Below are 19,020 nucleotides of genomic sequence, written 5' to 3' on the forward strand. Positions count from 1 at the left end.
GCATCATGATTCAGTCCATATTGCAGCCCGTCGTCATCCTTCTTGCCTGGACCATGGTCATCTGGCTGTGGATGTACGTCACCCGTATCCCGGCGATGCAGCAGGCGAAGATCGATGTCGCCAATCTGAAGGGCGGCACCGGCAAGGATCTGGACGCCGTCCTGCCCGCCAGCGTTCAATGGAAAGCTCATAATTACAATCATCTGCTCGACGAACCGATGATCTTTTATGCAGTGTGCATCGTGCTGGCCGTTATCGGGCATGGCGAAGGCATGAATGTGATGGTCGCATGGCTCTATGTTGCGCTGCGCATCGCCCACAGCCTGGTGCAGGTAACGGTCAACCGGGTCGCGATCCGCTTTCTGCTGTTCGCCTCGTCCAGCCTGTGCCTGATGGTGCTGATCTTCCACGCCGCCATCCCGATCTTCGACCTGCATCTGCATGGCTGATGGTCGCTGCGTCCGCGCTGCCGTGGTACAGGCAGCGCCTGTGCCATTGGCAGTCACCGCCGGGATCGCGGCCCTGCCGGGGTTGATCGAACCGGCGCTGGACCAGGGCGCTCACATTATCGCGTTTGGCGAGACATTTCTGGGCGGCTACCCGCTCTGGCTCGACGAGGCACCCGGCGCGGCGCTGTGGGACCATCCCGGAACGCGCGCCCTGCATGCCGTGCTGCTCGACGAAGCTGTCCGTATCGGCGATCCCCGGCTTTCGCCCGTGCAGGAGCTGGTCGATCGTTCGCGCATACTCATCAGTATCGGCGCACATGAGCGGGTCCGTTCGAGCCTGTACAACTGCCAGTTGCTGCTGCGACCCGGTCAACCGCCGCTGATCCATCGCAAGCTGGTCCCCACCCATGGCGAGCGCCTGATCTGGGGACGCGGCGATGGTTCGACGCTTCGCGTGCATGACGATGACGCCATCGGCCCAGTGGGCAGCCTGATCTGCTGGGAGCACTGGATGCCGCTCGCCCGGGCTGCGATGCACAACCAGGGGGAAACGGTCCACATCGCCGCCTGGCCCACCGTGCGCGAGACCTATGCCATGGCGTCGCGCCACTATGCCTTCGAGGGGCGCTGTTTCGTTCTGGCTGCGGGTACGATCCAGTCCCGGGACGATATGCTGCTGGGGCTGGATCAATGCCGGATGGCGCCGGAAGCGCGATCAGCCGCGCAGGGATTGATCGAGGCAATGCCCGATGGCCAGCTCCAGTTCGGCGGCAGCATGATCATCGCCTCCGATGCCACGATATTGGCCCAGGCTGGCAGCGCGTCGGAAACACTGGTCGCCGATCTCGATCTCGACCAGATCAACCAAGGGCTGACGTCGCTCGATACCGATGGCCATTATGCCCGGCCCGATGTGTTCGAGCTTCGGGTCGATACGCGCCCGCAAACCGGCGTAACCTGGGGCGATCAGTCCTGACGAACGAACAGGCTGGCGAGTTCGACATGCGTCGACCAGCGGAACTGGCCGACGGGCCATAGCGTGTCGAGCACGAAGCCTGCGTCACACAGGATGCGCGCATCGCGGGCGAAGGTGGCCGGGTTGCAGCTGACATAGCAGAGGCGCTTCAGGCGCGAGCCGGCGATGGCCACCACCTGTTCCTCCGCCCCGGCGCGCGGCGGATCGAGCACCAGCCCGTCAAATCGGTCGAGCATGTCGCGCTGCACCGGATTGCGGAACAGGTCGCGATGTTCGATGAACACCGGCAGCTGGCGCGCATCGGCGGCGGTCTTGAGCGCCAGGATGGCATCGCGCGCCGCCTCTGCGGCATAGATGCGGCGTCCAGGCGCGCCGAGCTGCAGCGCAAAGCTGCCCAGTCCCGCAAACAGGTCGGCAATCATCCGGCAGCCATCGAGCGCCTCGCGCGCCGCGGCGGCAAGCGCCGCCTCGCCATCGCGCGTTGCCTGGAGAAAGCTTGCATGCGGAAAGCGCACCGGAACCTCACTGAAGCTGACCGTCGCGGGAACGGGCTCATATTGGGTTTCCGGGCCGAAGCCCTGGTCGATCGACAGCCTCGCGAGCGCATGAACCTTGGCGAATTCGGCGAGCAATTCGTGGCTGGCCAGCGAAGACGGCACGAGGCCGGTGAGCAGCACATCGACGCCCTGGTCGATCTCGGCCAGCTCGACCTGCCCTGAAACCCTGGATTCGGGCCATTTCGCGATCAACCCGCGCACCGCCATCATGACGTCATGCAGTCTTGGCGTCACGATCTCGCAGGCGCGGATATCGAACAGCTGGTGGCTACCCTGCCCGGCAAAACCCAGGGTCACCCGCCCGCCCTTGCGCACAAAGCGCAGCGAGGCGCGCCGGCGGCTGCGCGGGGGGGAAAGGTGCACGGCGCGCACATCGCGCGCGAAAATAGCCTTGGCAGCCAGCGGCCCTGTTACCCGATCGCGCACGAATTCGGCCAGCGCCGCCTCGTCCAGATGCTGCAGCTGGCAACCTCCGCACGGCCCGAAATGCGGGCATGGCGGTGTGACGTGATGTGGCCCCGGCATGATACTCCCATCGGGCGCGATCGTGTCCCCGGGAGCCGCTCCGGCGACATGACGGCCCGACGCGGTGACACCATCGCCACGCGCCGCGATCCGGACGATCAGTTCATCGCTCAAGACAGGCCTCCATCGCGCGCGGCAGCGCCGCCGCCAATTGCAGCGCGGCAAAAGAAGGCCCGGCAAGACGCGCCGCGCGGTCATGCAGCCATACCGCCTCGGTCATGGCGTCGAACGCTTTCCCATGTCCCGCCAACCGCGCAGCCATACACCCGGAGAGCACATCGCCGGTCCCCGCGACGGACAACCACGAGCAGCGCCGGTCGGCCAGCACGGCCCGGCCATCGGGCGCCGCCATGATGCTGTCTGCCCCCTTGTAGAGCACGAATGCGCCTAGTTCGGCGGCAAGTTGCTGTGCCCGGATGACCTTGTTTTCCGAAACAAGGCTGAGGCCCGCTGCCAGCACCTCGAACTCGCCGTGATGCGGTGTCAGCAGCACCGGCGGGGTACGCTTCTGCATAGCCTCGCGCTGGCTGGGGAGCAGGTGCAGGGCATCGGCATCGATCACCAGCGGATGGTCGCTGGCAAGGGCAGCGGCGAGCAGCGCGGCCGAACCGGACGACCGTCCCAGGCCAGGCCCGACCACGACCGCGCCGATCCGCGCATCTGCCAGCGCCTGCAGCACCGATGCCGCATCGTCCGCGCGCTGCCATACGATATCGGCGGGGAGCAGCGGCGGCGGCGCGCCCACTCCGATCAGCTTTACATAGCCTGCGCCAGCACCCTGCGCAGCATGGGCCGCAAGCAGTGCTGCGCCGGGCATCTCGCCGACCAGCACCGTCACCAGCCCGCGCCGGTATTTGTGCGATGTCGAATCGGGTGGCGTAATCTGCGGCCTAGCGATCCTTCGGACCGGGATGGCGCTGGAGTCGACGCCAATCTCGACCAGGCTCAACGCGCCGCAATCGCTCGCCACCGGTTCCAGCAAATTCGCATATTTGAACGCGCCCAACGCCAGCACATGGTCAAAGCGCAGCGGTGCATTCAGCCATACCGCATAATCGGCATCCGCACCGCTCGGCAGATCAACGGCAAAACTACGCTGGGCCGCGTTGACCAGACGAGAAAAGCGCTCCCACAGCGGCGCATCGAGCGGCCGTGTCAGCCCGCTGCCGAACAGGCAATCCACCAGCTGGACCGTGGGCTGCGCATCGGCCAGATTGATCACCGCGCCACGATAAAGCGCCCGCGCGTTGCGTGCGGCGTCGGTGCGCGGATCGCAAAGCGCCGCAACTGTCACAGGCACGCCCTTCGAACGCAAAAACTCTGCGATTACATAGCCATCACCGCCATTATTGCCGGGACCGCACAACACGAGCGTCGGCGCTGTGCCGCCGATGCGCCAGATCATTGCGCCAGCGCCCTCGCCCGCGCGCTGCATCAGCGCATCGACCGAGACGCCGCTGTCAAACACTGCCTGTTCGGCCGCCACCATCTCGGCGACCGTCAGCACGGCTGAAGCCCCGTCAACCACCGCCCGCGCCGGGCCGGATCGTGGCCGGAATGCGGTAACGATCATCACCGACCGAAAGCTGGATGCGGCCATCGGCCAGCGGCGTCACCACTGCCTCTTCGGCACCATCGGCAGACACCAGCCCGCGCCCGTCGGTCACGATCTCGAACCGGCGAAAACCGCCGTCGGGATGGCGCATCACCAGCTCGCGCCGGTCGCCATTCTGGACGCGTTCGACATCGCATTTGTCGGTAAACTCGGTCTCGCCCGACAGCGCGCAGGAGACGCGGCTGTCATCGCCTGTCGCCAGCGGATCGGCAGCAGGCTCGCTCGAACAGCCAGACAGCAGCGCCAGACCTGCAACCAGGATCAGGCTGTCAGATATCCGCATAGACATGCTTTTCCGCCTGAGCGCCAGGATGCGTCACCGCGCCCTTGCTCGCAGGGCCGACATTCTGCGCATAGCGCCACAAGGCCCCAGACTGGTAATCACTGGTGCGCGGCTGCCAGGCCTTGCGCCGCTCGGCCAGCACGGCGCCATCGACATGCAGGTCGATGGTGCCGGTTTCGGCATCGATCTCGATGATATCGCCATCCTCTACCAGCGCGATCGGGCCGCAGTCCGCCGCTTCCGGACCGACATGGCCGATGCAGAAGCCGCGTGTCGCGCCCGAGAAGCGGCCATCGGTGATCAGCGCCACGCTCTCGCCCATGCCCTGGCCATAGAGCGCCGCGGTGGTGGACAGCATCTCGCGCATGCCGGGGCCGCCCTTGGGGCCTTCATAGCGGATGACGATGACCGATCCCTCGCGGATTTGCCGTGCCTCGACCGCCGCGAAACAGTCTTCCTCGCAATCGAACACCTGGGCGGGGCCGCGGAACTTCAGCTTGCTCATCCCCGCGACCTTGACGATCGCGCCTTCGGGCGCAAGCGAACCCTTGAGGCCGACGACACCCCCGGTCGGGGTGATCGGCGTCTTTACGTCGTAGATGACCTTCTGGTCCGGGTTCCAGGTGACCTCATCGATATTCTCGCCCAGCGTCCTGCCGGTCACGGTCATGCAGTCGCCGTGCAGCAGGCCGTTTTCCAGCAGCGTCTTCATCAGCATATAGACGCCGCCCGCCTCGTACATGTCGCGCGCGACATAGCGTCCACCGGGCTGGAGATCCGCGATATAGGGCGTCGTCTTGAAGATCTCGGCAACGTCGAACAGATCGAACGAGATTCCCGCCTCGCTCGCCATCGCGGGAAGATGCAGGCCGGCATTGGTCGACCCGCCGGTCGCGGCGACAACACGTGCAGCATTTTCAAAGGCTTCGCGGGTACAAATGTCACGCGGCCTGATATTCTTTGCGAGCAGTTCCATCACCTGTTCGCCCGCCGCCACCGCGATCTCGGCGCGATTGGCATAGGGTGCGGGCATCATGTTGCTGTTTGGCAGCGACAGGCCGATCGCCTCGCCGACGCACGCCATCGTGTTGGCGGTATACTGGCCGCCGCACGCGCCGTGACCGGGACAGGCCACCTTTTCCAGCGCGATCAGGTCCTTGAGCGGACAATTGCCTGCCGCGTGCTTGCCAACGGCTTCGAACACGTCCTTCACCGTGACGTCGCGGCCGTCATACTGGCCCGGCAGGATCGACCCGCCATAGACAAAGATCGACGGAACATTGAGCCGCAGCATCGCCATCATCATGCCGGGCAAGGACTTGTCGCATCCGGCAAAGCCGATCAGCGCGTCGTAGCAATGGCCGCGCATCGACAGTTCGATAGAGTCCGCGATGACCTCACGGCTCACCAGCGAGCTTTTCATCCCCTGATGGCCCATGGCAATACCATCGGTGACGGTGATGGTATTGAACCGGCGCGGCATGCCGCCTGCATTGTTCACGCCATCGCGGCAGACATCGGCCTGGGCATTCAGCGTGGTGTTACACGGGGCGCTGTCATTGCCGGCGCTCGCGATGCCGACGAAGGGCCGGGCGATTTCTTCCTCGGTCAGACCCATGGCATAATAATAGCTGCGGTGCGGAGCGCGCTCCGGACCCACCGAAACGTGGCGGCTGGGCAGTTTCGACTTGTCGAACGAATATGTCATGTCAGGGCCTTTCTGTCGCCGCGCTCTTTCCAAAAACGCGCGCGTTACGCAAGGCTATTGCGGCATGCCAGCACAACCGGCGCCAATATCTCCGCCATCCGGGCAGCACCTTGCGCATCGCCGACATGGTCCTGCCGCATCTCGATGCCAAGATACACCCGCCCGGGCGTTTCCGCATGGCGGTTCATCGTCGCGTTGAGCAGCGTGCCCGAATAGGGCAGCTGATCGCCGACATTGAGCCCCGCTGCCTGCAAGGCCGGGATGGCGATGCGCGCGGCGCGATCGTCGCGATTGTACAGGATGCCCATATCCCAGGGGCGCGCCTCGTCGGGCCGGCTGGCCAGACGCGGCGTGAAGCTGTGCAGCGACAGGATGAACGGCTGTGCCATGCCCGCCAGCATGTGCGCCACGGCGTCATGATAGGGCCGGTAATAGGCTGCGAGCCGCGCCTCTGCATCGACGCCATGATTGCCGGGAATGGGAATACCATCGCTCGAAAGCGGGATCAGCCCCGGTGCGTCCTCTTCCCGGTTGAAATCGATCACGAGCCGCGACACGCCCGCCAGCACCGCGCCGCAACCGATCTGCTCGCACAGCCGCCGCGTGACCTCTGCGACCCCGATATCGATCGCGACATGCTGCGTCATCACGTCGGGGGCGACGCCCAGATTGACGCCTTCGGGCACATGGTTGCTGGCATGATCGGCAACAATCACAATCGATTCGCCGGGTGCGCCTGTAACCGGCGCAATAATTTCATAGGGTTGAAAGCCATTCATCGCAGCGATCCTGACATGGTCCACCAGCCCGGTTGTTCAGCCGCGATCACCGCCTCGGCGGCCCTGCAGGCTTGCATGGACTCGAACAGGCCAAAGCAGGTCGCACCGCTGCCCGACATGCGCGACAGCGTGATGCCGGGGATGTCAGCCAGCCGGTCGAGCACCACGCCGATCTGCGGCACCAAGCCGCGCGCCGATGCCTCGAGATCGTTGCGGCCATCGTGGATGATGGCGTCAAGACTGGAACTGTCCAGCGCCCCGCGATCGACCCGGTCCCATCCCTTGAACACCGGCGCCGTGCCGAGCGGGATGCCCGGATTGACCAGCAGGATCGCGGCACCGCTGATGCCGGGAAGGTCCAGCGGTTCCAGCGCCTCCCCCCTTCCCTCGACGCGCAGGGTGCGGCTGACGACACAGGCGGGAATATCCGAACCCAAGTTCTCGGCCATGGCACAAAGCGCGCTATCGGGCAGTTGGCAGTCCCACAGCCGGTTGAGCAGGCGTAACGCGGCGGCCGCATCGGCAGAGCCTCCGCCGATTCCCGAAGCGATCGGAAGATTCTTGGTGAGGCAAAGATCTGCGCCAGGCCGCGCGCGCGCCCCGTCCGCGTTCTCGACAGAAGTCGGAGGGCGAACCGAACTGGCCAGGCATGCAGCTGCCCGCAGCACCAGGTTCTCTGGCCCGTTGTCGAGCCCGGCGGCAAACGGCCCGTCAATGCTGAGCATCAACGCGCCATCGTCGCGCGAACGGGCGCGCAACGTGTCGCCGGTATCGACGAAAACGAACAGGCTCTCGAGATCGTGATAGCCATCCTCGCGCCGCCGCCGGACGTGCAGCGCGAGGTTGACCTTGGCATGAGCGGTTTCGGTCAGCACCAGTGAGGGTTCCCGCGAAAAGCCCCTCTCCCGCCGGGAGAGGGTTTGGACCGCTTACATATTGGGATAGTTGGGGCCGCCGCCCCCTTCGGGCACCACCCAGTTGATGTTCTGGCTCATTTCCTTGATGTCGCAGGTCTTGCAGTGGACGCAGTTCTGGGCGTTGATCTGGAAGCGGGGATTGCCCTCCTCCTGGCCCACCACCTCGTAGACACCCGCCGGGCAGTACCGCTGCGCAGGCTCGTCATAGAGCGGCAGGTTGACCTGGATCGGAATGCTCGGGTCCTTGAGCTGCAGATGGACCGGCTGATCTTCCTCATGATTGGTGTTCGACAGGAACACCGAGGACAGGCGATCGAAGGTGATCACGCCATCGGGCTTGGGATAATCGATCGGCTTGTAAAGGTCCGCGCGGCCCATGTGCTTGTAGTCGGGATCGTGCTTCATCGTGATCGGCAGGCCGATGCCCAACTGGCGCATCCACATGTCGATACCACCCAGCACCGTGCCGATGGTGCCGCCGAACTTGTCGACGCAAGGCTCGACATTCTGCACCTTCTTGAGCTCTTCGGCGATCCAGCTCGCGTTGAGATTTTCCTGATAATCGGCGAGCTCGTCGGACGTGCGATCGGCCTGGATCGCGCGGAACGCGGCCTCGGCGGCGAGCATGCCCGACTTCATCGCGGTATGGCTGCCCTTGATGCGGGGCACGTTGACGAAGCCGGCGCTGCAGCCGATCAGAGCGCCGCCGGGGAAGGCCAGCTTGGGTACCGACTGCCATCCGCCCTCGTTGATCGCGCGCGCGCCGTAGGAAACGCGCTTGCCGCCCTCGAGAATCTTGCGGATTTCCGGATGCGTCTTCCAGCGCTGGAATTCCTGGAAGGGCGACAGATGCGGGTTCTGGTAGGATAGCGCGACCACGAAGCCGAGCGCCACCTGGCCATTGGCCTGATGATACAGGAAACCGCCGCCCCATGCATCGTCAAGCGGCCAGCCCTGGGTGTGGATCACCCGGCCCGGGACGTGCTTCTTGGGGTCAATGTCCCACAATTCCTTGAGGCCGATGCCGTAAACCTGGGGCTCGCAATTGGCTTCAAGGTCGAACTCGCGCTTGAGGATCTTGGTCAGATGGCCGCGCGCGCCCTCGGCAAAGAAGGTGTAGCGGGCGTGCAGTTCCAGACCCGGCGTATAATCCGCCTTGTGCTCGCCATCCTTGCCGATGCCCATGTCACCGGTCGCCACGCCCTTGATCGAGCCGTCCTCATTGTACAGGATTTCGGCGGCGGCAAAGCCAGGGAAGATCTGCACTTCGAGCTCTTCGGCCTTTTCGGCCAGCCAGCGGCACAGATTGCCCAGGCTTCCGGTGTAGGTGCCCTTGTTGTGCATGAACGAAGGCGTCGCAATGTGCGGGATCGCCATCTTGGCGCTCTTGGTCAGCACCCAATGGTGATTCTCGGTCACCGGCGTTGCCGCCATCGGGCAGTCCTGATCGCGCCAGTCGGGGATCAGCTCGTCCAGCGCCCTGGGATCGAACACCGCACCCGACAGGATGTGCGCGCCGACTTCCGAGCCCTTCTCGATAACGCAGACCTCGATCTCGGCGTTGTTTTCCGCAGCCAGCTGTTTGAGCCGGATCGCCGCGGCAAGCCCGGCAGGGCCTGCGCCGACAATCACGACGTCAAATGGCATGGATTCGCGTTCACTCATCTTGTGTTCCCCGTTGCTCCGGACCGGCCCTGTGCCATAAGGCGTGTTGCATGGACCTTCCCGTTCACTCCAATAGCGCCACAGCGCGCAAGTCAACCCGCTTTGGGGTTTCAACGTGCTAAGCCAGGCTTCCGATCCCCTGCGCGAGGCGCAAAGCCTGGTCGACTGGTGGCATCTCGCCGGGGTCGAATGGGATTTTGCCGACACGCCCAATGACTGGCTGGCCGATGATGCGCCAACTGCTCAGCCCATGCGCGCGGCTACAACGCCCCGCGCAGCCCAGCCGCTTCCAGCCCCGGCTCAGGCCATGGTGCCCGCCATCGCGGCTCCGGCCCCGGCACCGCTCGTCCTGCCAGACACGCTGGAAGCATTTCAGGCGGCCTGGCGCGATGGTGCGCTGGCGTCAGATGGCGGGCATGGCGACCATATCGGGCCGATGGGTGCCCAGGGCGCAAAGCTGATGATCATCACTGGCGCGCCCGAGCGCGATGACGGCGCCCATGTCCTGTCCGGTCAGGCTGGCAGGCTGCTCGACAATATCGCCCGCACCTGCGGCTTTGCGCCCGATGCCGTGTACCGCGCCTCGCTCTTTCCCCGGCTGGTGCTGGACAACCAGGCCGCGCTTCCGCACCTTGCTGCCTGGGTGAAGATTGCGCATCACCATATCGGCCTGGTAGGCCCGGAAATGCTGGTGGTTGCGGGAGAAAACACCGCCAGAGCGCTGCTGAAACACGATCCATCGCAAAACCCAAGCGATTTGCATTTTCTTAACCATGGTGGCCGAACTGTCAAAACGGTTGTCACGCGCAAGCTCAGCCTGATGTTTCATCGCATCGCGCAAGAGAAAAACCTGGCGTGGCAGCAATGGCAGCAGCTGCTCGTGGAGTAAGACCTTGCTGAAGAAAGCGCTGATCATCGCCGGGGGTGCGGCCCTGATCTCCTGCCAGCCAGCCTTGGCCGAAGATACATCCTATAGCTATTTCTCGACCCGGGTCGCCAAGACCCAGGTCCCCGATCTGCTCTCTACCGCCGACCGGCAATATTATACTGAGGTGTTCGCCGCGATCCGTGGCCAGAACTGGACCAAGGCGTCGGAACTGCTCGACAGCCACGAAAAGGGCCTGCTGCACGACATCGCCCGGGCCGAACTGTACCTGGCTGCCAGCTCACCCCGGGTCGAGATGGGCCCGCTGCTCAGCCTGCTCAACGCCGCGCCCGAACTGCCGCATGCAGAGCGGCTGGCGACGCTGGCCACCAAGCGCGGCGCGACGATCCTACCCGACCGTCCGCAGACGGTGCGGATGGCAAGCTTTGCCGGGGTCACCCGCCGGGGCAAGCCGCGCAGCGTCTCGGATGGCACCGTCCCCTCCTCGCTCGCCGCGAAAATCCAGGAACGCATCGTTGCTGACGATCCCGCCGGGGCCGCGGCCGCGCTCGCCGAACAGGCCGATTTCCTGAGCCCGCAGGCGCGCACCGAGCTGCAGCAGCGCGTGGCCTGGTCCTATTATCTGGAAAATCGCGATCAGGAAGCGCTCGACACGGCGCGCGCCGCCACGCTGGGTTCGGGCGAATGGCTCGGCGAAGCGCACTGGACCGCTGGGCTTGCCGCCTGGCGGCTGGGCAATTGCGGTGCCGCGCTGCAGGGCTTTGAAGGCGCTGCCGCCAACGCCTGGAACGAGGAACAGCGTGCCGCCGGCTATTACTGGGCCTCGCGCGCCGCCACCCGCTGCCGACGTCCCGACCTGGTCCAGGCGAATCTGCGCGCCGCCAGCCAGTATGGCGAAACGCTTTATGGCGTGCTTGCTGCTGAACAGCTCGGCCTGGCCGATGCGTCGGTGCGCGCGCCCGATTTCAGCGATGGCGACTGGAAGACGCTGAAGGATCGCCCCAATATCCGCCGCGCGATTGCGCTGGGGCAGATCGGCGAATCGACATTGGCCGATCAGGTGCTTCGCCATGAGGCGCAGATTGCCGGAGACAGCGCGCATGATGCGATGCTGCGGCTTGCGCGCGATCTTTCCATGCCGCAGACGCAGATGTGGCTGGCGCATAACGGACCGCAGGGCAACCGCCCGGACAGCTTTGCCCGCTTCCCCTCGCCGCGCTGGGTGCCGCTGGAAGGCTGGCGTGTCGATCCTGCGCTGGTCTATGCGCACACGCTGCAGGAATCGAACTTCCGCAGCGATGCGCGCAGCCCTGCCGATGCACGCGGCCTGATGCAGGTCCGTCCCGGCACCGCGCAGGACATGGCGCGCGCGCGCGGTCAGTCGCTCGATGCGGGCGCGCTGTACCAGCCTGCGGTGAACCTCGAATATGGCCAGCGCTATCTCGAATTCCTCAACACCCGGCCCGAAACCCAGGGCCTGCTGCCCAAGATCATCGCCGCCTATAATGCGGGCCCGCTGCCGGTCAGCCGCTGGAACGAGAAGGTGCGCGACAATGGCGATCCGCTGCTGTTCATCGAATCCATCCCCTATTGGGAAACGCGCGCCTATGTCGGCATCATCCTGCGCAATTACTGGATGTACGAGAAGCAGGCCGGCATAGCCTCGAAGAGCGCCACCGGGCTGGCCCAGGGAATGTGGCCGCGTTTCCCGCATGCAGGCGGTATAGAGCTTGTCCGGCTCGACACGGTGCAGCACAACTGAGCGATGGCCATTGACGAATCGCGGGTCTTCAAGCCCATCAACATCGCGCTGCTGACCGTATCGGACACGCGCACCGCCGCCGACGACACATCGGGCGATATCCTGGCCGGGCTGATCACCGGCAAGGGCCACAAGCTGGTCACCCGCGCGATCGAGCGGGATGATGTCGAGCGGCTCGTCGTTCGGCTGAACAACTGGATCGATGATCCGGAAATCGACGCGATCATCTCTACCGGCGGCACCGGGCTGACGGGGCGCGATATCACGCCCGAAGCGCTCGACCGGGTGAAGGAAAAGGACATCCCGGGCTTTGGCGAGATGTTCCGCTGGCTCAGCTATCAGACCATCGGCACCAGCACCGTCCAGTCGCGCGCGTGTGCCGTGCTCTCGCGTGGCACCTATATCTTCGCGCTACCCGGCTCGAACGGCGCGGTGAAGGATGGCTGGAACGGCATTCTCAACGAACAGCTCGACAGCCGCAACCGGCCCTGCAATTTCATCGAACTGATGCCGAGATTGCGCGAGAAATAGGCCCAACGGCCGAGCAGTTACAGCGCTCGCGCTCGCGCTCCAGCTTGACCGAACACACGATCGCTGGCATTTGTTCTTAATATGTTCTAGTGTGGGCGAATGGCTGCGAACCCGCCCCTTCCCCCGGTCAAAGGCCGTGGTGCACCCCTGAACCGCGAGTCCGCGCGCTTCAACCTGCCGGTGCGCGAAGCCGATGGCGAGTGGCTCGACCAGCGCAGTGCCATTGACGACGATCCACCGCCGCTGCGAACAACCGTTACCATTGAGCACCCTCGTTCGATCATCTCGCGCAACACGTCGCCCGATCTGCCGTTCGACCAGTCGATCAACGCCTATCGCGGCTGCGAGCATGGCTGCATCTATTGCTATGCGCGGCCCACCCATGCCTGGCTGGACCTGTCGCCAGGGCTAGATTTCGAAAGCCGCCTGTTTGCCAAGCCCGATGCGGCCAAACTGCTCCGCGCGACGCTGCGCAAGCCCGGTTATGTGCCCCAGGTGATTGCGCTCGGCACCAACACCGATCCCTATCAGCCAATTGAGGGCGAGTACCGCATCACCCGGTCCATCCTGGAGGTGTGCCTGGAGGCACGCAATCCGGTATCGATCACCACCAAGTCCGACCGGGTGCTGGGTGATCTGGGCCTGCTGACAGAGATGGCGCGGCACGATCTGGTCGCCATCGCGTTATCGGTCACGTCGCTGGACGGGGCCATGGCGCGCACGCTCGAACCAAGGGCCGCCACACCGCGCAAGCGCCTCGCCGCCATCCGGGCGCTGGCCGAGGCGGGGGTGCCCGTTCATATCAACGTGTCGCCCGTCATCCCGGCGATCACCGACCACGAGATCGAGGCCCTGGTCGCTGCAGGCGCAGAGGCCGGCGCGCTGTCCGCCTCCTATATCCCTGTCCGGCTGCCCCACGAGGTAGCACCGCTGTTCCGCGCCTGGCTCGACGCCCATTTCCCCGATCGCGCCGCCAAGGTCATGGCCATCATCCAGCAGATGCGTGGCGGCCGAGACAATGATCCGGATTTCGGCTCGCGCATGCGTGGGATCGGTCCCTGGGCGGACTTGATCCGCACCCGCTTTCGCCTGGCGGTCAAGCGCGCAGGGCTGAACCAGCACAAATGGCTGCTGCAAACCGCAAACTTCCGACCGCCCGCCGACGGGATGCAGGGGGAACTTTTTTGAGTGGATGAGGCTATTGGCTGCCGGGTGTGATCATCAAATCGGTGTAGAGGAATTCGCCCGTGGAGCAGATGATCCTCACCGCAGACATGGGTTTGCTGACGGCAACCCTGGTTTCAGCGCCACCGATGGCCATGGCAACCGCCTTTCCATCGTAGCGCAAACTGAAGTCCATTGCCTGCATTGCCGGTTGAATGGCGAAAGGCTCGGACTCGGTCTGTTTGCCGGCCTGATTTTCCTGCCATTTCACGAATTGAACAATGCCCTTCCCGGCGCGTTTGTCGATCATCTTGGCCGGCAGCGCCAAGATAGTGAAACCCGCACCATCATCTGGCACAGCTCCGGCATCGGCCAGACGGCTGACAATGGTCAGACGCGTTGCCGGGGTCCATTTGCCAATATCTGCCAATGCCCGGGGCTGGACTTTGCCTTGCACAGTAAAACTGCCCGGAGGGACCGGCAAAACCAGCGACGAAAAGTGGCCCGAAGCAGTATCGCAATCATATGTAATGCCTTGGGAGGCAGGTTCTGGTGCGGTATTGGCTATCAAGACCAGCAACAATGGCACGAATTTTTTCATGGCTGACTTATTCAACAGCCCAAGATCATTTTCAACGGCATAATTCTCCCCATATTTAGGGATTTAGGCGGCATCCATTGTCTTCTGATTACCGGTAAACGACATTACTCACTGCGAGCTTTGTCGGCAGATTGGCTACCAAGCTTGATCCATTGTCGCTGGCTGGTCTCGCTCACCCCTTATAACCGAACGCCTCTTTCGCCATGGCCACCAGCGCGGGGTCCGGATCGGGCAGCGATTTGGGAACGCTGGCTTCCAGCCGCTCGGCGATGTGGGTCAGCACCGCGATGCGCGCCGCTTTCTTGCTGTTGCCGTCGAACACCTTCCAGGGGGCCCAGCGGGTGTCGGTCTGGCGGAACATGTCGTGCATCGCGTCGAGATAATCCGCGCGTCTGGCCCGGTTGCGGAAATCATCCGCCGTCACCTTCCAGCGCTTTTCGGGCACCGACAGCCGATCGGCCAGGCGCTTGTCCTGGGTGCTCTGGGTCACGTGCAAAAAGACCTTGATGATCGCGGTGCCGGCATCGGCCTGCTGTGCCTCGAACTCATTGATCTCGTCATAGCCGCGCTTCCATTCGCGCTCGCTGGCGAACTGCTCGACCCGCTCGACCAGAACGCGGCCATACCAGGAGCGGTCGAAGACGCAGATTTCGCGCGCCCCCGGCAGCTTCTGCCAGAAGCGCCAGAGGAAGTGCCGGTCCTTTTCATAAGGCGTCGGCGCACTGATCGGCCAGACCTGGAAATAGCGCGGGTCCCATTCGGCGGTCATCCGCTTGATGATCCCGCCCTTGCCCGCCGCATCCCAGCCCTCCATCACGATGATCGCGCGGTGGCCGTGCACGATATGCCGCGCATGCGCGTGCGACAGCCGCTCCTGCAGCGCCTTCAGCATGGCATCATAATCGCCATCGAAGCTCTCGCCCTTTTCATAGTCGCCCAGCTTGATGCTCATGATCCGCTTCCCCCCAATCGCGCCTCGCGGGCGCCATAATCTGCCTCGGCCGCCTGACGCGCGGCGATGCGGTCAAAGGCTGCACGGATCGCAGGTTCGCGGGGCAGCAGCGTCTGGGCCTGGCGATAGCGGGTGACCGCCTCGTCCAGCTCGCCGCGCTGTTCGGCGCACAGGGCAAGGTTGAAGACGACCGAACTCTGCCCCGGCGCCTCGCCATCCAGCGCCTGCCAGATGTCGCACGCGGCCTGCGGATTGCGGAACGTCGCCTTGAGCGCATCGCGGAAGCGGTTGGATTGGTCCTTGTCCAGCCCCTTGCGCCCTTCAAGCACGCGGATGGCATCGCTGCGGAAATCGGGCGCGATATCCGATCGAACCTCATCTGCCACATTCTGGATGAGGAACGAGACCGTATCGGCCAGGCTGCGGCTGGCCTGGCGATCGGGACAGACCACCACCTGGTCGCTCTGGAAAATCTGCCGCTGGTAGATGACCGCCCCGTCATCGATCCGCGCCATGCGCAGCGAGGGGTTGAGCGACACGACACGACGCTGGCAGCGGATCTTGACGTTCTCCTCGCGCACGCACTTGTCGTTGTCATCGCGCTCCACGCATTCCTTGCGGTTCTCTTCAACCGGCTGATTTTGCACCTGCGCATTGGCGATGCCGGACAGGATCGCGTCAGCCGGCGCGCTCGAGCGTTCGGCGACGACCTTGAAATAAGGCTGGCCATAAACGGTGACCTCGGCCAGTACGCCTTCCAGCGCGAAGGACAGTTCGCCGCCATCGCGACCGCCGAACCGTTCGACCACCAGCGACCCGACCTGCGCGGCATCGCGGTCGCGCGCCGGGTAGAGCGCATCGATCGTCAGCGTTTCAGCCTGGGCGGATCCCATGAATGGCCCTGCAACCAGCACTATCGCCAAGCACGCGCGCCATGCGCGTGCGCCGAAATTTGTCCCCATGAGCGACGCCCCATATGCTTGCGCGGCTGACGCAGCGCGATTCTGTTGAAATGTAACACAATCCTTGCCCAAGTCATGCGGCAAAGCTGTGCGACCGGTCACTGGCAGGCCAGGTTTCAGGCGGGGATGCAGCGGACGCCGTAAGGAGGAAAAGCGGCATCGTCGGTGATGACGGCGCATTGCTCGGCCAGTGCATGGGCAATGATGAGGTGGTCGAACGGATCACGGTGGATTGGCGGCATGGCCTCCAGCACGCGCATATGGGCCGGATGGAGATCGAGCAGGCTGATCCCTGGTCGCCCATCGCGGCCATCACCACCGCGCCGCTTTCCGCCACCTTGCCGATCCGGTGCTTCACCGCAATCTCCCAAGGGGGAGGCGATGCTGACCATCAGCTGATGATCGGGGTCGGCAATCAGCAATCGTGCCATCTGACCAAGCCGGGGGCTGTCCTGCAGCCACCATAGCAGCACATGGGTATCGAGCATCAAACGCATCTGCCGGGCAGCCCGATCAACCCTGAGGCCAGGGTTTGTCGCTATCCTTGCCCTCCATGGCGTCAATCAGCCATTGCGGCGTTTCATGGAAGTCATCGGCCATATGGATCTTCCCCCGCAGCGCACCGGGTTGCCGGGGCTTTTTCAGCGGTACGAAACCCTCTGAGGGGGCCACTACAAAGGGCACCGACATTTCGCGCATTCCGGGTTCCGGCGCTGGCACAGGGCTGCCGCCGGTGGCGATGCCCTGCAGATACGCCTTGACCATGGCGGACAGCGGCGTGCCCAGCTCGGCCGCGCGAATGCGGGCGAACCGATGCGTCTCGTCGTCCAGCGCGATGGTCACGTTCTTCATGACCATCGCAGTATCACAGTTTTCGCAATCAGCCCTGCGTCAGCCCTTCTGGGGCTCGACAATGCGGATGTTGAGTTCACGCAGCTGCTTGAGGTTCACCGGCGAAGGCGCGCCCATCATCAGGTCTTCGGCCTTCTGGTTCATCGGGAACAGCACGACCTCGCGAATATTGGGCTCATCGGCCAGCAGCATGACCATGCGGTCGACACCTGGTGCAGAGCCACCATGCGGCGGCGCGCCGAACTTGAACGCGTTGAGCATGCCGGAGAAGTTCTTCTCGACATCTTCCTTGGTGTAACCGGCGATCTCGAACGCCTTGTACATGATGTCTGGACGATGGTTCCGGATCGCGCCCGAGGACAGCTCGACGCCGTTGCAGACGATGTCATACTGCCAGGCCAGAATGTCGAGCGGGTCCATCGTTTCCAGTGCTTCCATCTCGCCCTGCGGCATCGAGAAGGGGTTGTGGCTGAAATCGACCTTCTTGGCGTCCTCGTCATATTCGAACATCGGGAAGTCGACGATCCAGCAGAACTTGTACACGCCCTGCTCGATCAGGTTCAGCTGCTCACCCACCCGGGTGCGCGCCGCGCCTGCCAGCTTGGCGGCCTGAAGCTCCTTGCCGGCGGCGAAGAACACGCCGTCATTGGGGCCGAGGCCGAGTTCGGCGATCAGCTTGGCGGTGCCTTCCTCGCCATGGTTCTTGGCGATCGGGCCACCGGGCACGCCATCCTTGATGTTGATATAGCCCAGGCCCGCATGGCCTTCGCTGCGCGCCCAGTCGTTCATGTCGTCGAAGAACTTGCGGCTCATCGCGCCCGCGCCCGGAGCCGGGATCGCGCGGACCTTGCCGCCGCTGCCGACGATCTTGTCGAACAGGCCAAAGCCCGATCCGATGAAATGATCAGTGACGTCGCTGATCACCAGCGGGTTGCGCAGATCCGGCTTGTCCGAACCATATTTCAGCATGGATTCGCGATACGGAATGCGCGGGAAGGTGCCCGCCGGGGTCACGTGCTTGCCGCCCGAGAACTCCTCGAACACACCCGCCAGCACCGGCTCTAGCGCTGCGAACACGTCGTCCTGCGTCACGAAGCTCATCTCGAGGTCGAGCTGGTAGAATTCGCCAGGGCTGCGGTCGGCGCGCGCGTCTTCGTCGCGGAAGCAGGGTGCGATCTGGAAATAGCGGTCGAAGCCCGCAACCATCAGCAGCTGCTTGAACATCTGCGGTGCCTGGGGCAGCGCATAGAACTTGCCGGGATGCACGCGGCTGGGGACCAGATAGTCGCGCGCGCCTTCGGGCGAGGATGCGGTCAGGATCGGCGTCTGGAACTCGGTAAAGCCCTGTTCCACCATCCGGCGGCGCAGCGAGGCGATGACCTGCGAGCGCAGCATGATGTTGCGGTGCAGGCGTTCGCGGCGCAGGTCGAGGAAGCGGTAGCGCAAGCGGATGTCTTCAGGATATTCCTGCTCACCCGCGACCGGCATCGGCAGCTCTTCGGCGGCGGACTGGATGACGACATCGGCAGCGCGGACCTCGATCTCGCCGGTTGGCAGATTGGCGTTCACCGTCTCGGCCGAGCGCGCGACGACGGTACCGGTAACCGTGACCACGCTTTCGACGCGCAGCCGCTCCAGCGCGGCAAAGGCCGGGCTGTCGGAATCGGTGACGATCTGGGTCAGCCCGTAATGATCGCGCAGGTCGATGAACAGCAGGTTGCCATGGTCGCGCTTGCGGTGGATCCAGCCCGACAGGCGAACCTGCTGGCCAACATCGGAAGCGCGAAGCGCGGTGCAGCTATGGGTGCGATATGCGTGCATGAAAACCGTCGATCC

The 19,020-nt window shown here is 64.2% G+C and carries 19 protein-coding genes; 6 read left to right on the plus strand and 13 right to left on the minus strand.

Translation table 11 applies throughout. The features are described 5' to 3' along the window. Nucleotides 1-5: 5 nt before the first annotated feature. On the plus strand, nt 6-449 hold the full coding sequence (locus OU999_05040; protein WAC24557.1) for an MAPEG family protein: 444 nt from the start codon (nt 6-8) through the stop codon (nt 447-449). Further along, entirely contained in the window at nt 442-1,425 is a 984-nt protein-coding gene (locus tag OU999_05045; GenBank protein WAC24558.1) for a carbon-nitrogen hydrolase family protein, read from the plus strand. Before OU999_05040 ends, OU999_05045 begins: the two co-directional genes overlap by 8 nt. On the opposite strand, the gene OU999_05050 is transcribed toward OU999_05045, so the two are convergent. From OU999_05050 to OU999_05080, 7 genes are read right to left on the minus strand one after another with little or no spacing between them, the layout of a single operon-like run. Further along, a complete protein-coding gene (locus tag OU999_05050; protein ID WAC24559.1) occupies nt 1,416-2,621 on the minus strand; it encodes a class I SAM-dependent RNA methyltransferase in 1,206 nt (401 codons plus the stop codon). The genes OU999_05045 and OU999_05050 overlap by 10 nt on opposite strands. Then, the gene (locus OU999_05055; protein WAC24560.1) at nt 2,611-4,014 is read right to left on the minus strand and encodes an NAD(P)H-hydrate dehydratase; all 1,404 of its coding nucleotides are present in this window, start codon (nt 4,012-4,014) and stop codon (nt 2,611-2,613) included. Before OU999_05055 ends, OU999_05050 begins: the two co-directional genes overlap by 11 nt. 13 nt (nt 4,015-4,027) lie before the next feature. Continuing rightward, entirely contained in the window at nt 4,028-4,405 is a 378-nt protein-coding gene (locus tag OU999_05060; protein WAC24561.1) for a hypothetical protein, read from the minus strand. Beyond that, a complete protein-coding gene (ilvD, locus tag OU999_05065) occupies nt 4,392-6,113 on the minus strand; it encodes a dihydroxy-acid dehydratase (GenBank protein WAC24562.1) in 1,722 nt (573 codons plus the stop codon). The genes OU999_05060 and ilvD overlap by 14 nt, the downstream gene beginning before the upstream one ends. A 44-nt stretch (nt 6,114-6,157) precedes the next feature. Further along, entirely contained in the window at nt 6,158-6,892 is a 735-nt protein-coding gene (locus tag OU999_05070) for an N-formylglutamate amidohydrolase (GenBank protein WAC24563.1), read from the minus strand. Beyond that, complete coding sequence (locus tag OU999_05075; protein WAC24564.1) at nt 6,889-7,767, minus strand: 4-(cytidine 5'-diphospho)-2-C-methyl-D-erythritol kinase; 879 nt, start codon at nt 7,765-7,767, stop codon at nt 6,889-6,891. The genes OU999_05070 and OU999_05075 overlap by 4 nt, the downstream gene beginning before the upstream one ends. 54 nt (nt 7,768-7,821) lie before the next feature. After that, a complete protein-coding gene (locus OU999_05080; protein ID WAC24565.1) occupies nt 7,822-9,474 on the minus strand; it encodes an electron transfer flavoprotein-ubiquinone oxidoreductase in 1,653 nt (550 codons plus the stop codon). A 307-nt stretch (nt 9,475-9,781) separates the two neighbouring features. On the opposite strand from OU999_05080, the gene OU999_05085 reads away from it, so the two are divergent. From OU999_05085 to OU999_05100, 4 genes are all read left to right on the plus strand, one after another. Beyond that, nucleotides 9,782-10,363: a hypothetical protein gene (locus tag OU999_05085; protein ID WAC24566.1), complete on the plus strand. Its 582-nt coding sequence runs from the start codon at nt 9,782-9,784 to the stop codon at nt 10,361-10,363. A gap of 4 nt (nt 10,364-10,367) precedes the next feature. Beyond that, nucleotides 10,368-12,122: a lytic transglycosylase domain-containing protein gene (locus tag OU999_05090; GenBank protein ID WAC24567.1), complete on the plus strand. Its 1,755-nt coding sequence runs from the start codon at nt 10,368-10,370 to the stop codon at nt 12,120-12,122. A gap of 3 nt (nt 12,123-12,125) precedes the next feature. Then, entirely contained in the window at nt 12,126-12,653 is a 528-nt protein-coding gene (gene moaB / locus OU999_05095; protein WAC24568.1) for a molybdenum cofactor biosynthesis protein B, read from the plus strand. A 99-nt stretch (nt 12,654-12,752) separates the two neighbouring features. Further along, nucleotides 12,753-13,841, plus strand: coding sequence for a PA0069 family radical SAM protein (locus OU999_05100; GenBank protein ID WAC24569.1), 1,089 nt, complete (start codon nt 12,753-12,755; stop codon nt 13,839-13,841). Nucleotides 13,842-13,851: 10 nt separating this feature from the next. On the opposite strand, the gene OU999_05105 is transcribed toward OU999_05100, so the two are convergent. The 6 genes from OU999_05105 to aspS form a co-directional block, all read right to left on the minus strand. Continuing rightward, entirely contained in the window at nt 13,852-14,418 is a 567-nt protein-coding gene (locus tag OU999_05105; protein ID WAC24570.1) for a hypothetical protein, read from the minus strand. 172 nt (nt 14,419-14,590) lie between these two features. Further along, a complete protein-coding gene (locus OU999_05110) occupies nt 14,591-15,370 on the minus strand; it encodes a polyphosphate kinase (GenBank protein ID WAC24571.1) in 780 nt (259 codons plus the stop codon). Next, nucleotides 15,367-16,263: a hypothetical protein gene (locus OU999_05115; GenBank protein ID WAC24572.1), complete on the minus strand. Its 897-nt coding sequence runs from the start codon at nt 16,261-16,263 to the stop codon at nt 15,367-15,369. The genes OU999_05110 and OU999_05115 overlap by 4 nt, the downstream gene beginning before the upstream one ends. A 185-nt stretch (nt 16,264-16,448) precedes the next feature. Further along, on the minus strand, nt 16,449-16,820 hold the full coding sequence (locus OU999_05120; protein WAC24573.1) for a type II toxin-antitoxin system VapC family toxin: 372 nt from the start codon (nt 16,818-16,820) through the stop codon (nt 16,449-16,451). A 25-nt stretch (nt 16,821-16,845) separates the two neighbouring features. Then, nucleotides 16,846-17,175, minus strand: coding sequence for a hypothetical protein (locus OU999_05125; GenBank protein WAC24574.1), 330 nt, complete (start codon nt 17,173-17,175; stop codon nt 16,846-16,848). Nucleotides 17,176-17,223: 48 nt separating this feature from the next. After that, nucleotides 17,224-19,005 carry an aspartate--tRNA ligase gene (gene aspS / locus OU999_05130; GenBank protein ID WAC24575.1) on the minus strand — a complete coding sequence of 594 codons (1,782 nt, stop codon included), beginning with the start codon at nt 19,003-19,005 and terminating at the stop codon, nt 17,224-17,226. Between the last annotated feature and the right edge of the window lie 15 nt (nt 19,006-19,020).

This window comes from Blastomonas sp. SL216, from assembly GCA_026625625.1.
Classification (GTDB): domain Bacteria; phylum Pseudomonadota; class Alphaproteobacteria; order Sphingomonadales; family Sphingomonadaceae; genus Blastomonas.